Origin of the sequence: Shinella zoogloeoides (assembly GCF_030733845.1) — a bacterium.
In the GTDB taxonomy this organism is placed as follows: domain Bacteria; phylum Pseudomonadota; class Alphaproteobacteria; order Rhizobiales; family Rhizobiaceae; genus Shinella; species Shinella zoogloeoides_C.
This window is the reverse complement of sequence record NZ_CP132311.1, coordinates 3801453-3814772: the sequence shown is the minus strand read 5'-3', so window position 1 is coordinate 3814772 and position 13320 is coordinate 3801453. Positions and strand designations below refer to the sequence as shown.

The following is a 13320-nucleotide window of genomic DNA, read 5'->3' as shown; positions in this document are numbered from 1 at the left end:
ATTACCTTGGAGGTAATGGAAATCATGCGGCGCCTCCTGTTTAGTGCGCGGGAAGCAGAAGGAGACGACCATGGAATTCGGCGAGCATCTGAAGGAATGGCGCGGCCATCGGCGCATGAGCCAGTTGGAGCTCGCGACGGAGGCCGGCATTTCCTCACGGCATCTCTCCTTTCTGGAAACCGGCCGCTCCCGCCCTTCCGAAGGCATGATCCTCCGTCTTTCCGCCGTGCTCGACATACCGGCGCGCGACCAGGGCGCGCTGTTTTCCGCCGCCGGCTTCCGTCCGCGTTTCGCGACATCGCCGGCGGCAAGCCTTGCCGCCTTTCCGCCGGCGGTGGCGGAGGCGATCGGCCTCATCCTCGCGCGTCACGATCCCTATCCGGGCGTCGTCTTCGACCACGAATACAACGTGTTGGCCGCCAACCAGGCGTTCCTCGGCCTTGCCGGCATGGCGGGCATCGCGGTCTCGCCGGGCGATAACTTCCTCGACGCCTATCTCGGCGAGACGCCGCTGCGCTCCATCGTCGTCAACTGGGCGCAATCGGCCGCCGACCTGGTGCACCGCATCCGCGCAGAGGCTTGGCTACAGGGCCCGCGCAGCCCGCTCTTGAAGCGCATCGAGCGGCTGGCGGCAGCGTCGGATATCAGGGCCGCGCTGGAAGCCTTTCCGGAAACCGACCGGTTGCCGATCCTGCCCATCGAGATGAAGATCGGGGTAAAACGCTTCAACTGGATTACCACGCTGACCTCCTTCGGATCGGCGCAGGATGCGCTGGTGCAGGGCGTATTGATCGAGAGCTTCTTTCCGGCCGATGCCGAAACGCGGGCGCATTTCGAGGGCGCGGTCAGCCGTTGATGACGAACATGCCGCCGACGATGAGGACGGCGCCGAGGGCGTAGCGCAGCGTCAGCGCCTCGCCGAGAAAGACGCTGGCCAGCACCGGAACGAAGCAGAAGGTCAGCGCCATGAAGGAGTAGCCGATGGTCAGCGGCACCGCCTTCAGCACGAAGATCCAGACGATCGTGCCCGCGCCGTAGATGGCGAGCGCCGCCAGCAGCAGCGGGTTGAGCATCAAGGCGGCGAGGCCCTTGAGACCGAACTCGCCCGTCGTGCCGCTCGTCAGCTTGAAGAGCACCTGCCCCGCCGCGATCATCAGCGGCGTGCCGACGAGGCCCGCCCATATGGCGGGGCTGTAGCCGCCCGTGGTCACGCGTCCGGCTCCGAGCGGTCTTCCATGTAGAAGATGTCGCGGCCGATATCGACGCAGACATGGCGTGCCGGCACGGGGTGCACGGCCCTCAGGAAGGAATGCGTATAGGGGAAGAAGTTGAAATGCGGGTTGAAGCTGTAGCGGTATTCCCGCTCGCGCGGCACGACGATGATCAGCCGGCGGCGCGCGATGCGGCGCAGCTCGGCGATCGCCTGGCGGTATTCCAGCACATGCTCGATGACATGGGTGCAGACGACCGTGTCGAACTCGCCGTCCGCGAAGGGCAGGGATTCGATCATCGCCGCGACATATTCGACGCCGTCGAGGTTGGCCGCATCCTCCACGACGAAATCGACGCCCGTCAGCCGCTTCAAGTCCGGATTGCCCGCCTTGATATGGCTCAGCAGCGCGCCGGTGCCGCAGCCGACGTCGCAGACGCTTTTCCCGGCGATGGAGGCGACGATGCGGTCGATGCAGGCCTGCGAATTGTCCGTGCCGGCATGGACGCGCGGATGCTCGCGATAGAGATCCTCGTATTCCCCGGCGGTGAGGAAGGGCGCGCGCTCGCGGAATTTTGCCAGCTTGGTGATGTGCTTGCCCCAGACGAGGCTGGCGGCCTGTCTGAACAGCGCGGAATCGCGCAGGATCGGCGGCAGCACGTCCTCGATCACGAAGCGGATGCGGTTTGTGGTTTCCCGGTTCATGTGGCTGGTCTCAACGATTGGGCTCAGGCGGCGAGATGGCGCGCGGTGCTGTCCGCCGCCTTGCGGGCGGACCTGACATGCCGGCCGGCGGGCAGGTTCATATAGTGGATGCGCAACTGCTCGGCCCGGGCGCGGGCGAGCGAATCGAGGATCATGCCGGCGGAGAAGACGAGGAAGGACATCATCATCAGCACCAGCGAGAAGACCCAGGTCGGCATGCGCTCGACGAGGCCGGTGCGGAAATATTCTCCCAGCACCGGCGCCATGAAGGTGAGGCTGAGCAGCATGAAGCCGGCGCTGATCGCCCCGAAGAAGGTGAATGGCCTCGTCTCCTTCATCAGCATGGCAAACATCCAGAGGATCCTGCCGCCGTCGCGGAAGGTCGAGAGCTTGGAATGGGAGCCTTCCGGCCGGCGGCCGTAGTCGAGTTCAAGTTCGGCGACGGGCAGGCGCAGGCGCGAGGCATGCACCGACATTTCCGTCTCGATCTCGAAGCCGCCGGAAACGGCCGGGAAGCTCTTGGCGAAGCGGCGCGAGAAGGCGCGGTAGCCGGAGAAGATGTCGGAGAAATCGTTACCGAAGAGCGAGCGGAACAGCGTGTTGAAGATGCGGTTGCCGAAGGCGTGGCCCTGGCGGCCGGCGTCCGCATGCACGCCGCGGCGCGTGCCGACCACCATGTCGGCGCCCTCGGTGATCAGCGTGCGGATGAGTTCGGGCGCATCCGTGGCGGCATAGGTGCCGTCGCCGTCGGCCATGATGTAGATGTCCGCCTCGATGTCGGAGAACATGCGGCGCACCACGTTGCCCTTGCCCTGGCGGCGCTCGCGCACGACCGTCGCGCCGGCAAGCGCGGCGCGCAGCGCGGTCGAATCGGTGGAATTGTTGTCGTAGACATAGACGCGCGCCGACGGCAGCACGGCGCGGAACGCGGACACGACGTCGCCGATCGTCTGCGCCTCGTTGTAGCAGGGCAGCAGCACGGCGATATCGAGATCTTCCAGCAAGGCTTCCGACATGCGGCGCGTACTCCCGTCCGGGGCCGCCTTCATGCGACCTCCGGTTTTACTATTTCTTGAGAAGGTTAAGGCTAGGTTTCGGCTGGCTTCGAACGGCGGACGAAAGGGCGAAACGTGTCGGAATCCATGCCTGCAGCGCTCCCCTTCGCGCAATCGGAAACACCGCCGCGCCGCAAGGGCATGACTCCAGGCGTGCTCGCCCTTTATTCCCTCGTCGCGATCACCCTGCTGCTCGCCCTGTCGCTGCCCTTTTCGACCGACTATGTCGGGGCCGACAATGACGACGTCATGCGGCTCGTCATGGTACGCGACCTGATGTCCGGCCAGAGCTGGTTCGATACGACGCAGTACCGCCTCGGCCTTATTGGCGGCACGCCGATGCACTGGTCGCGCTTCATCGACCTGCCGATCGCCAATCTCATCGGCTTCTTCTCGATGTTCTTCGGCCGTGAACAGGCGGAGGCGATCGCGCTTACCGTCTGGCCGGTCTCGCTCGTCGTGCCGGTGCTGTTCAGCATGGGGCTTGCCGGCTACCGGCTGGGCGGCACCGCGGCCATGCATGCGGCGCTCGTTCTGACCTGCCTTTTCGTGGTCTCGCTCAACCGCTTCCAGCCGGGCTCCATCGACCATCACAATGTCCAGCTCGCGCTCGTCGCCGGCATCACCGCCATGCTGCTCGACCCGCAGAACCGGGCGCGGGACCATGCCGTCGCCGGCCTTTTGGCCGGCCTTGCCATCGCCATCGGCGTGGAGACGACGCCGCTGATCGGCGCCGTCTGCCTCATCGTTGTCCTGCGCTGGGTGTGGCACGGGCCGGCCTTCCGCGAGGCCGCCGCCGGCTTCGGGCTGGCGCTGGCGCTGACCGTCACGCTGTCCTTCTTCGCCACCGTCGCGCCCTCGCACTATACGCAGGTCACCTGCGACAGCCTTTCCTACGGTTTCTACGCGCTCGCTACCCTCGGCGGCGGCGTGCTCTTCCTGACGGCTTCGCTCGCCAGCGCCCTGACGTTCCGCGGGCGGCTCATGGCACTGGCCGGCGCCGGCCTGGTGATCGCCGCCTCTGTGCTCCTCATCGCGCCCGGCTGCCTTTCCAACCCGCTCGACGCGCTCGACCCGCTCCTCAAGACATTCTGGCTGTCCGGCATCATCGAGGCACAATCGGTTATCGCGCAGTTCAGGCTCGACCCGACATCGGTCGGCATCTTCTATGCGCCGGGCCTTCTGGCCGTCATCGTCTGCCTCTGGCGCCTATGGCGCGGACAGGCGGCCGAAGCGCATGCCGTGGTGCTCGGCCTTCTTGGCGTCGCCTTCGCCATCGCACTGTTCCAGATCCGGGGCTCGGTCTTCTCCAACATGCTGTCGGCGCTGCCTCTCGGCTTCGCCATCGCGGACCTCCGGCGCGCGGCAAATGCGAACCCGAAAAACGTCAGGACGGCGCTCGCCTTCATCGGCCTGACGCTCGCGTCCGTTCCCGCCAGTTGGGCCATCGCCGGCGCTCTCATACCCGGCCGATCGCAGGACACCTTGAAATCCGAGCTTTCGGCGGAGGAACGCCCGTCCTGCATCGCCCCGGCCTCCATCGCGCCGCTTGCGGACGAGCCCGTCGGCGTCGTTGCCGGCTCGTCGGATCTCGGCGCGGCGATCCTGCGCTATACCGGCCACCGCGCGCTTTCGGCGCCCTATCACCGCAACCAGGGCGGCATGCTGACGGAGCTGCATATCGGCCTTTCCAATCCGCACCAGGCGGAAGCCTTCCTGCGCGGCGCGCATGTGACGCTGCTCGCCTTCTGCGAAAGCGACACCCAGGCGCGCAATCTCGCGAAGGCCGAACCGGGCGGCCTCTATGCCGACCTCCTCAAGGGCAGGGTGCCCGCCTATCTGGAACCCATCGCGGGAACCGAAAACGCCCCGCTGCGGCTCTACCGGGTGCGGCCGCAATAGGCGCCGAGGGCAAGCGGACTGGGGATGCCGCGCGCCGCGCCCTGTCATCGGGGGCGAAACGCACTACACTTTCGCCATGAGCTTCTTTTCCGACACTGATTCGCCCTCCAACCTTGCCGAATATTCGGTCTCGGAGCTTTCCGGCTCCATCAAGCGCACGGTCGAGCAGGCCTTCGACCAGGTGCGCGTGCGCGGCGAAATCTCCGGCTATCGCGGCCCGCATTCCTCGGGGCACGCCTATTTCTCGCTGAAGGACGACAAGGCGCGCATCGACGCGGTCGTCTGGAAGGGCAGCTTCTCGCGCCTGCGCTTCAAGCCGGAAGAGGGCATGGAGGTGATCGCCACAGGCAAGATCACCACCTTCCCCGGCTCCTCGAAATACCAGATCGTCATCGAGACACTGGAGCCGGCCGGCGCCGGGGCGCTGATGGCGCTCCTGGAGGAACGCCGCCGCAAGCTCGCCGCCGAAGGGCTCTTCGACACGGAGCGCAAGAAGCCCCTGCCCTTCCTGCCGCATGTCATCGGCGTCGTCACCTCGCCGACCGGCGCGGTCATCCGCGACATCCTGCACCGCATCTCCGACCGCTTTCCCGTCCATGTCGTCGTCTGGCCGGTCAAGGTGCAGGGCGAGGGGTCCGGCCAGGAGGTGGCAGCCGCCATCGAAGGGTTCAACGCATTCGCACCCGGCGGGCCGATCCCCCGGCCGGACGTTCTGATCGTCGCGCGCGGCGGCGGCAGCCTCGAAGACCTCTGGAGCTTCAACGACGAGATCGTCGTGCGCGCGGCGGCGGCCTCGACGATCCCGCTGATCTCCGCCGTCGGGCACGAGACGGACTGGACGCTGATCGACCACGCCGCCGACCGGCGTGCACCGACCCCCACCGGGGCCGCCGAAATGGCGGTACCCGTGAAGGCCGATCTCGACGCGGAAATCGCTTCGCTCGCCGCGCGGCTGCGCGGCGCCATGGCCCGGCAGATGGACAACCGCCGGCAGGGTGCGCGCGCGCTCGCCCGCGCCCTGCCCTCGCTCGACCAGCTTCTGGCACTGCCCCGCCGCCGGTTCGACGAGGCGGCGGCGGGCCTCGGCCGCGGGTTGCAGATGAACACGGTGGGCAAGCGCCGCGCTTTCGAGCGCACGGCCGCGCATCTGCGGCCAGACATGCTCCTCACCCGCATCGCCGAGCGCCGCCAGCGCGTCACGGATCGCCTCCTGCGGGCCGAGCGCATCGTCGAGCGCCGGCTGGACCAGATGCGCGCCCGCCTCTCCGCCTTCGACGTTTCCTTGCGCGCCACCCCCGCCCGCATCAAGGCGCAGACGGAGCGTTCCGGCGACCGGCTGAGGGGGCTGGCGCTCAGGGCGGAAAGCGCGCTCTCCGCCGATCTTTCGCGCCGCCGCGCCCTGCTCCAGGCGCAGGACCGCATGCTGCAATCGCTGTCCTACCGCAACGTGCTGAAACGCGGCTATGCGCTGGTGCGCGACGAGGAGGGCGCGCCGGTGAAGGGCGCGGCGAGCCTGGGGCCGGGCCGCGCCATCGCCATCGAGTTCGCCGACGGCACGGTCGATGCGGTCACCGGCTCGGGAGGCGGGGCGCCGCGCAGGAAGGCGGCGAAGGCGGAACCGGAGGCGGAAAAGCCCGCATCCCGCCAGGGCTCGCTGTTCTGAGGCCGCCATGCGCATTCTCCTCGTGCTCGCCCACCCGCTGGAGGACAGCTTTGCCGCAAGCGTCGCGGAGACGGTGCGCCGCAAGCTGACTGCGAACGGCCATACGGTCGATCTTCTTGACCTCTACCGCGAGGGCTTCGACCCGCGGCTGACGCCGTCCGAACGGGCGCGCTACTTCGAGCCGGGATACGATCCGTCCGAGGCCGAGCCCTTCGTTTCCCGCCTGAAGCAGGCGGACGGGCTGGTGCTGGTCTTTCCGCAATGGTGGTTCAACTTCCCGGCCATCCTGAAGGGCTTCTTCGATCGGGTCTTCGCGCCGGGCGTCGCCTTCGAGAACGATCCGGCCGGCGGGCGCATCCAGCCGCGGCTCGGCAACATCCACCTGTTCTGGGCCTTCACCACCACCGGTTCGCCCTGGTGGGTGGTGCATCTCTACATGGGCAATCCGGTCAAGCGCCTGCTGAAACGCGGCATCGCGGCGTTCTGCGCCAAGGGGCTCGATTTCAAGCTGGCCAATCTCTACGACATGGACCGCGCCAGCGAGGCCAGGCGCAAGGCGCATCTGGCGCGGGTGGAAAAGCTCGTCGACCGGATTTGAGCTTGATTGTCAGCGGCAGCACCGGGTTACCCCCCTCTGCCCTGCCGGGCATCTCCCCCTCAAAGGGGGGGAGATTGGATGGGGCGCTGTTTCGTCCATCACCAGCGTTGCTGAAAAAGGTTTTTGCCGCTTGCCGATCTCCCCCCTTGAGGGGGAGATGCCCGGCAGGGCAGAGGGGGGTCCCCAGCTACCTATTCGAACTCCTTCAAAAACTTTCTGAGCAGCATATCCAGCGCCGCACGCTCCCCCGCATCCAGGCTTTCGACGAGCCTGTGCTCGTTCTCGACATGGGCCGTCACCGCCTCGTTCACCAGCGCAAACCCTTTCGGCGTCAGCGCGATGATGATGCCGCGGCGATCCTCGGGATTGTGCGAGCGCTCGATGAGGCCGGCCTTTTCGAGCTGGTCGAGCCGGTTGGTCATCGTGCCGGAGCTGACCATGGTCGTGGCGATGAGATCGCCGGGAGACAGCCGATAGGGCGGGCCCGAGCGGCGGAGCGTCGCCAGAACGTCGAAGCTGGCCGAGTTGAGCCCATGCGCCGCAAGCGTCCTCTCGATCTCGCGGGCGAGATGGGTGCGCAGACGCGCGATGCGTCCGAGCAGGCCCATCGGCGCGATGTCGAGGTCCGGCCGTTCGCGGCTCCATTGTTCCAGAATTCTATCGACATGATCCATACGGGGACTAAAGGCGGATATTATCTTGACGTCAAGATAAAATGATATATCTTGATATCAAGATTCTTTTGATGGAGACAATTTCATGTCCCGCACGTCAGACATTCTCCTGACCGCCACCGCGCCCGCCATCTGGGGCAGTACCTACATCGTCACCACGCAGCTTCTGCCCGCCGGATATCCGCTGAGCGTCGCCATGCTGCGTGCGCTGCCGGCCGGCCTCCTGCTTCTCCTCTTCGTGCGGGCACTGCCCAAGGGCATCTGGTGGCCGCGCACCTTCCTGCTCGGCGCACTGAACTTCTCCTTCTTCTGGGCGATGCTGTTCGTTTCGGCCTATCGCCTGCCGGGCGGCGTCGCGGCGACCGTCGGCGCCATCCAGCCGCTGATCGTGCTGGGGCTGTCGCGCGCCGTCATGGGCACGGCGATCCGGCCGCTCTCGGTGCTGGCCGGCCTTGCCGGCATCGGCGGCGTCGCGCTGCTGGTGCTGACGCCGGCCGCCACCCTCGACCCGATCGGCATTGCCGCCGGCCTTGCCGGCGCCGTCTCCATGGCCTTCGGCACCGTGCTGTCGCGCCATTGGCAGCCGCCGGTGCCGCCGCTGACCTTCACCGCGTGGCAGCTCACGGCCGGTGGCCTGCTGCTCGTGCCCGTTGCGCTGTTCTTCGAGCCGGCGCTGCCGGCGCCGACGGCGGCAAATCTCCTCGGCTTTCTCTATCTCGGCGTGATCGGCGCGGCCCTCACCTATATCGTCTGGTTCCGCGGCCTGTCGCGGCTCGATCCGGCCACGGTCTCGCCGCTCGGCTTCCTCAGCCCGCTGGTCGCCGTCGTGCTCGGCTGGGCGCTGCTGGCGCAGGATCTCAGCCCGTTGCAGATCGCCGGCATGGTGGTGGTGCTGGGCAGCGTCTGGCTCAGCCAGCGGGCGCAGTCCGCGCCTGCCGCTGCCACCGGCGCGCTGCCGCGTCCGGCACGATAGCAAAGGCCGGCATCCATGGATGCCGGCCCGTCGTTTTCACATGCCGATTACTACGCCCATTCGCCCGCGCGCATCACCGGCGCGCGGCTTCCATCGGCGCGGATGCCGTCGATGTCCACCTTGTCGGAGCCGATCATCCAGTCGATGTGGATGAGGCTTTCATTGCCGCCCTGGGCGCGGATCTGTTCCGGCGACAAGCTCGCGCCGTCGAGGAAGCACTTGGAATAGCACTGGCCGAGCGCGATGTGGCAGGAGGCGTTCTCGTCGAACAGGGTATTGTAGAACAGGATGCCGCTCGCGGAGATGGGCGAGGAATGCGGCACCAGCGCCACTTCGCCGAGCCGGCGCGCACCCTCGTCCGTGTCCAGCACCTTGTTCAGCACCGCCTCACCCTTCGACGCCTTCGCCTCGACGATGCGGCCACCCTCGAAACGCACCTGGATGTCGTCGATCAGCGTGCCCTGGTGGGAGAGCGGCTTGGTGGACGAGACATGGCCCTCGACGCGCAGCGCGTGCGGCGTGGTGAAGACCTCTTCCGTCGGGATGTTCGGATTGCACGTGATGCCGTTTTTCGCCGTGGACGCACCGCCGTGCCATTCGTGGCCGTCGGCAAGGCCGACCGTGAGGTCCGTGCCAGGCCCCTTGAAATGGAGGGCGGCGAAGCGCTGGCCGTTCAGCCAGGCCGAGCGCTTGGCGAGATTGGCATTGTGCGCCGCCCAGGCACCGACCGGATCGGCAACATCGACGCGCGAGGCGGCGAAGATGGCATTGGCGAGCTTCTCGACCGCGACGTTCTCCGGGTCATCAGGGAAGACCTGCCTTGCCCAGGAGGGATTGGGGTAGGAGACGATGTTCCAGTTGATGTCGAAATTGGCGATCTTCTCCAGCGCCGGCTTGTAGGCGGTGGAATTGGCCTTGTTGGCGCGGGCGACCTTGGCCGGGTCCTCGGCCGACAGCAGCATCGGGTTGTCGCCGGCAATGGCAAGGCGCGCGGCGCCGTTGGCATAGGCCTTGGCCATGCCCTCGCAGAGCCAGTCCGTCGCGCGGTCGAAGCTTTCGTCCGGCGCGTGGCGGTAGCGGGCGAGCGTCGCCTCCTCGTCGGCATAGAAGGTGCTGACGAGGCCGGCGCCGGCCATATAGGCATGCTTGGTGATGAGGCGCACGAGCGGCAGCGCGGCGATCGGCGCGGTCATCACGAGATCCTGCCCCTTCTGGAGCTGGAGGCCGACGCGCACGGCGACCTCGGCGAGTTTTTCGAGCTTCTGGGGATCAACGGGAGTGGTCATGATATGCCTGTCTTTCTGAAATCGATGAGGGAAACTTAGTGCGCCGAAGCGGCGATGAGAAGGTCAGGCGACGACGGGCGCGGCAATCGCCTTCAGCGCCGTCACCACGTCGCGCGGGGAAAGCCGCACCTGAAGCCCGCGCTGGCCGCCATTCATGTAGACGGCGTCATGCGCCAGCGCCTGTTCCTCAATGGCGGTCGGCACTTGTTTCTTCTGGCCGAAGGGGCTGATGCCGCCGACGACGAAGCCGGTCAGCCGCTCGGCATCCGCCGGCTTCATCATATTGGCGGACTTGCCCTTGAAAGCACCTGCCAGCTTCTTCATGCTGACCTCGCGGTCCGACGGCACGATGACGCAGACCGGCTTGCCGTCCACTTCCGCCATCAGCGTTTTCAGCACCCGCGCCGGATTCTCCCCAAGCGCCTCGGCGGCCTGGATGCCGACGCGGTCGGCGGTCGGGTCGTAGTCGTAGGTATGGACGGTGAAAGAAACGCCGGCCTTTGCGAGGGCCTGGGTGGCGCGGGTGGTCTTGGACATGGCGGGCCGTCGATAATGCGATGATCTCGGCCTGCATGGGTGCGAAATGTCGGGCGGCTTGTCAACCGCCCGGGGAGCAATGCTCAGACCCTCTCGAGCGCAACGGCAATACCCTGCCCGACGCCGATGCACATGGTCGAGAGCGAGCGCCTCTTGCCGGTGAGCTGCAATTCCAGCGCCGCCGTGCCGGTGATGCGCGCGCCCGACATGCCGAGGGGGTGGCCGAGTGCGATGGCGCCGCCGTTCGGATTGACGTGCTCCGCGCCCTCGGCGATGCCGAGTTCACGCAGCGTCGCCAGGCCCTGCGAGGCGAAAGCTTCATTGAGCTCGATCACATCGAAATCGGCCGCCGTCAGGCCGAGCCGGGCGCACAGGCGCTGCGTTGCCGCGACGGGGCCGATGCCCATGATGCGTGGCGGAACGCCGGCCATGGCGCCGCCGAGGATGCGGGCGATGGGGGTGAGGCCGTATTTCTTCACCGCCGCCTCCGAGGCGATGACCAGCGCCGCCGCGCCGTCGTTGACACCGGAGGCATTGCCGGCCGTCACCGTGCCGCCCTCCTTGCGGAAGGGCGTGCCGAGCTTGGCGAGCGCTTCGATGGTCGTTGCGCGCGGATGCTCGTCCTTCTCAACCACGACCGGGTCGCCCTTCCTTTGCGGAATGGTGACGGGCGTGATCTCCTTCGCCAACCGGCCGTTCGCCTGCGCCGCGGCGGCTTTCGCCTGCGAGCGAACGGCGAAGGCGTCCTGATCCTCGCGCGAGACGGAAAAATCTTCGGCGACATTCTCGCCGGTCTCCGGCATGGAATCGACGCCATATTGCTTCTTCATCAGCGGATTTATGAAGCGCCAGCCGATGGTGGTGTCGTAGATCTCGGCATTGCGGGAGAAGGCCGTCTCCGCCTTCGGCATAACGAAAGGTGCGCGGCTCATGCTTTCGACGCCGCCGGCGATCAACAATTCCGCCTCGCCGGCCTTGATGGCGCGGGCAGCGGCGATGACGGCGTCCATGCCGGAACCGCAGAGACGGTTGATCGTCGTGCCCGACACCGAGACGGGAAGACCAGCGAGCAGCGAGGACATGCGGGCGACATTGCGATTGTCCTCGCCCGCCTGGTTGGCGCAGCCGAAGATGACGTCGTCGACCGCTTCCCAATCGATGCCGGCGTTGCGCGCCATCAGCGCTTTCAGCGGGATTGCGCCGAGATCGTCGGCGCGAACGGAGGAAAGCGCCCCGCCGAAGCGGCCGATGGGCGTGCGGATATAGTCGCAGATATAGGCTTCGGACATGGGGGCCTCTAAAGTTCCGGCACGACGAGATCGGCGACGGGGCCTTCGACATGCAGCTTCGCACCGGTCATCGCCTGCAATTCCTCGATCGTCATACCCGGCAGCTTCTCGCGCAGAACGAAGCGGCCGTTGGCAACGTCGATGACGGCATGGCTGGTGTAGATGCGCGTGATGCAGCCGACGCCGGTCAGCGGGAAGGTGCAGCACTCGACAAGCTTCGGCTCGCCCTTCTTGGTGACGTGCTCGGTGATGACGACCACCTGTTTGGCGCCATGCACGAGGTCCATCGCCCCGCCGACGGCCGGCACGCCCTTGGAGCCGACACGCCAGTTGGCAAGGTCGCCGTTCTCGGCCACCTGATAGGCGCCGAGGATCGCCACATCGAGATGGCCGCCGCGCACCATGGCGAAGCTGTCGGCATGGTGGAAGAAGGCAGAACCCGGCTTCAGCGTCACGGCCTTCTTGCCGGCATTGATCAGGTCCCAGTCCTCCTCGCCTTCCGGCGGCGCCTCGCCGAAATCCAGAATGCCGTTTTCCGTGTGGAAGATCGCCTCGCGTCCCTCCGGCTGGTAGCGCGCGACCATTTCCGGAAAGCCGATACCGAGGTTCACATAGGCGCCGTCGGCGATGTCCTGCGCCGCGCGCCAGGCGATCTGGCCGTTGGAGAGTTTGATGTCTTCGCGGGTGTCCAGTTCGACGGTCATGCGTAAACCACTCCTGCGCGGATGAGATCTTCTTCCTGCCTTGCGTCCGCGACTTCCACGACGCCGTCGACGAAGATGCCGGGGGTGACGACGTGTTCCGGGTCGATGCCGCCCGGCTGCACCAGTTTCGAAACCTGCACGATGGTCTTCGTCGCCGCCATGCACATCAGCGGGCCGAAATTGCGGGCCGCCTTGTTGTAGGTGAGGTTGCCATGCGTATCGGCCTTTTCAGCCTTGATCAGCGCGAAATCCGCCTTCAGCCAGCGCTCCTGCACATACATGCGGCCGTCGAATTCGGCCGTCGGCTTTCCCTTCGCCAGTTCCGTGCCGAAACTCGTCGGCGTGTAGAAGGCCGGGATGCCGGCGCCGCCGGCGCGGATGCGTTCGGCGAGCGTGCCCTGCGGCACCAGCTCCAGCTCGATCTCGCCGGCGAGGTAGCGATCGGTGAAGGCGCGCGGATCGGTGGAGCGTGGGAAGGAGCAGATCATCTTCCTGACCATGCCGGCATCGATCATCGCGGCGATGCCGATGCGGCCGTTGCCGGCATTGTTGTTGATGACGGTGAGGTCCTTCGGACCCTTGTCGATCAGGGCGTGGATCAGCTCGATCGGCGCGCCGGAGCCGCCGAAACCGCCGATCATCACCGTCGCGCCGTCTCCAATGCCGGAGACGGCCGCCTCCAGGCTTTCGATGGTCTTGTCCATGCAAAATCTCCCGTTGTCGG

General features: G+C 66.6%; 14 protein-coding genes. 5 read left to right on the top strand and 9 right to left on the bottom strand.

All coding sequences use genetic code 11. The features are described 5' to 3' along the window. Nucleotides 1–70: 70 nt before the first annotated feature. Nucleotides 71–856, top strand: coding sequence for a helix-turn-helix domain-containing protein (locus Q9316_RS19665; RefSeq protein ID WP_306033243.1), 786 nt, complete (start codon nt 71–73; stop codon nt 854–856). On the opposite strand, the gene Q9316_RS19660 is transcribed toward Q9316_RS19665, so the two are convergent. The 3 genes from Q9316_RS19660 to Q9316_RS19650 are packed head-to-tail and all read right to left on the bottom strand — an operon-like array spanning nt 846 to nt 2931. Then, on the bottom strand, nt 846–1211 hold the full coding sequence (locus tag Q9316_RS19660) for a transporter (protein ID WP_306033242.1): 366 nt from the start codon (nt 1209–1211) through the stop codon (nt 846–848). The two genes, Q9316_RS19665 and Q9316_RS19660, sit on opposite strands and share 11 nt — an antisense overlap. Then, the gene (locus tag Q9316_RS19655; RefSeq protein ID WP_306033241.1) at nt 1208–1915 is read right to left on the bottom strand and encodes a class I SAM-dependent methyltransferase; all 708 of its coding nucleotides are present in this window, start codon (nt 1913–1915) and stop codon (nt 1208–1210) included. The genes Q9316_RS19660 and Q9316_RS19655 overlap by 4 nt, the downstream gene beginning before the upstream one ends. 23 nt (nt 1916–1938) lie before the next feature. Further along, on the bottom strand, nt 1939–2931 hold the full coding sequence (locus tag Q9316_RS19650) for a glycosyltransferase (protein ID WP_306035363.1): 993 nt from the start codon (nt 2929–2931) through the stop codon (nt 1939–1941). Nucleotides 2932–3057: 126 nt separating this feature from the next. On the opposite strand from Q9316_RS19650, the gene Q9316_RS19645 reads away from it, so the two are divergent. The 3 genes from Q9316_RS19645 to Q9316_RS19635 all read left to right on the top strand — a co-directional run bounded on the left by Q9316_RS19645 (nt 3058) and on the right by Q9316_RS19635 (nt 7133). Beyond that, nucleotides 3058–4872: a hypothetical protein gene (locus Q9316_RS19645; protein ID WP_306033240.1), complete on the top strand. Its 1815-nt coding sequence runs from the start codon at nt 3058–3060 to the stop codon at nt 4870–4872. A 76-nt stretch (nt 4873–4948) separates the two neighbouring features. Further along, the gene (gene xseA / locus Q9316_RS19640) at nt 4949–6535 is read left to right on the top strand and encodes an exodeoxyribonuclease VII large subunit (protein WP_306033239.1); all 1587 of its coding nucleotides are present in this window, start codon (nt 4949–4951) and stop codon (nt 6533–6535) included. A gap of 7 nt (nt 6536–6542) precedes the next feature. Next, on the top strand, nt 6543–7133 hold the full coding sequence (locus tag Q9316_RS19635) for an NAD(P)H-dependent oxidoreductase (RefSeq protein ID WP_306033238.1): 591 nt from the start codon (nt 6543–6545) through the stop codon (nt 7131–7133). A gap of 191 nt (nt 7134–7324) precedes the next feature. On the opposite strand, the gene Q9316_RS19630 is transcribed toward Q9316_RS19635, so the two are convergent. Continuing rightward, nucleotides 7325–7807 carry a MarR family winged helix-turn-helix transcriptional regulator gene (locus Q9316_RS19630; protein WP_306033237.1) on the bottom strand — a complete coding sequence of 161 codons (483 nt, stop codon included), beginning with the start codon at nt 7805–7807 and terminating at the stop codon, nt 7325–7327. A gap of 85 nt (nt 7808–7892) precedes the next feature. On the opposite strand from Q9316_RS19630, the gene Q9316_RS19625 reads away from it, so the two are divergent. Beyond that, nucleotides 7893–8780, top strand: coding sequence for an EamA family transporter (locus Q9316_RS19625; protein WP_306033236.1), 888 nt, complete (start codon nt 7893–7895; stop codon nt 8778–8780). 50 nt (nt 8781–8830) lie between these two features. Here the strand turns inward: Q9316_RS19625 and Q9316_RS19620 are convergent, their stop codons facing one another. From Q9316_RS19620 to Q9316_RS19600, 5 genes are all read right to left on the bottom strand, one after another. After that, nucleotides 8831–10066, bottom strand: coding sequence for an aminopeptidase (locus Q9316_RS19620; RefSeq protein ID WP_306033235.1), 1236 nt, complete (start codon nt 10064–10066; stop codon nt 8831–8833). Between the two features lie 63 nt (nt 10067–10129). Next, a complete protein-coding gene (ybaK, locus tag Q9316_RS19615) occupies nt 10130–10603 on the bottom strand; it encodes a Cys-tRNA(Pro) deacylase (protein WP_306033234.1) in 474 nt (157 codons plus the stop codon). Nucleotides 10604–10686: 83 nt separating this feature from the next. Then, on the bottom strand, nt 10687–11892 hold the full coding sequence (gene pcaF, locus Q9316_RS19610; RefSeq protein WP_306033233.1) for a 3-oxoadipyl-CoA thiolase: 1206 nt from the start codon (nt 11890–11892) through the stop codon (nt 10687–10689). A gap of 8 nt (nt 11893–11900) precedes the next feature. Further along, the gene (locus Q9316_RS19605; RefSeq protein ID WP_306033232.1) at nt 11901–12596 is read right to left on the bottom strand and encodes a CoA transferase subunit B; all 696 of its coding nucleotides are present in this window, start codon (nt 12594–12596) and stop codon (nt 11901–11903) included. Then, entirely contained in the window at nt 12593–13300 is a 708-nt protein-coding gene (locus Q9316_RS19600; RefSeq protein ID WP_306033231.1) for a 3-oxoacid CoA-transferase subunit A, read from the bottom strand. Before Q9316_RS19600 ends, Q9316_RS19605 begins: the two co-directional genes overlap by 4 nt. Nucleotides 13301–13320 lie beyond the last annotated feature (20 nt).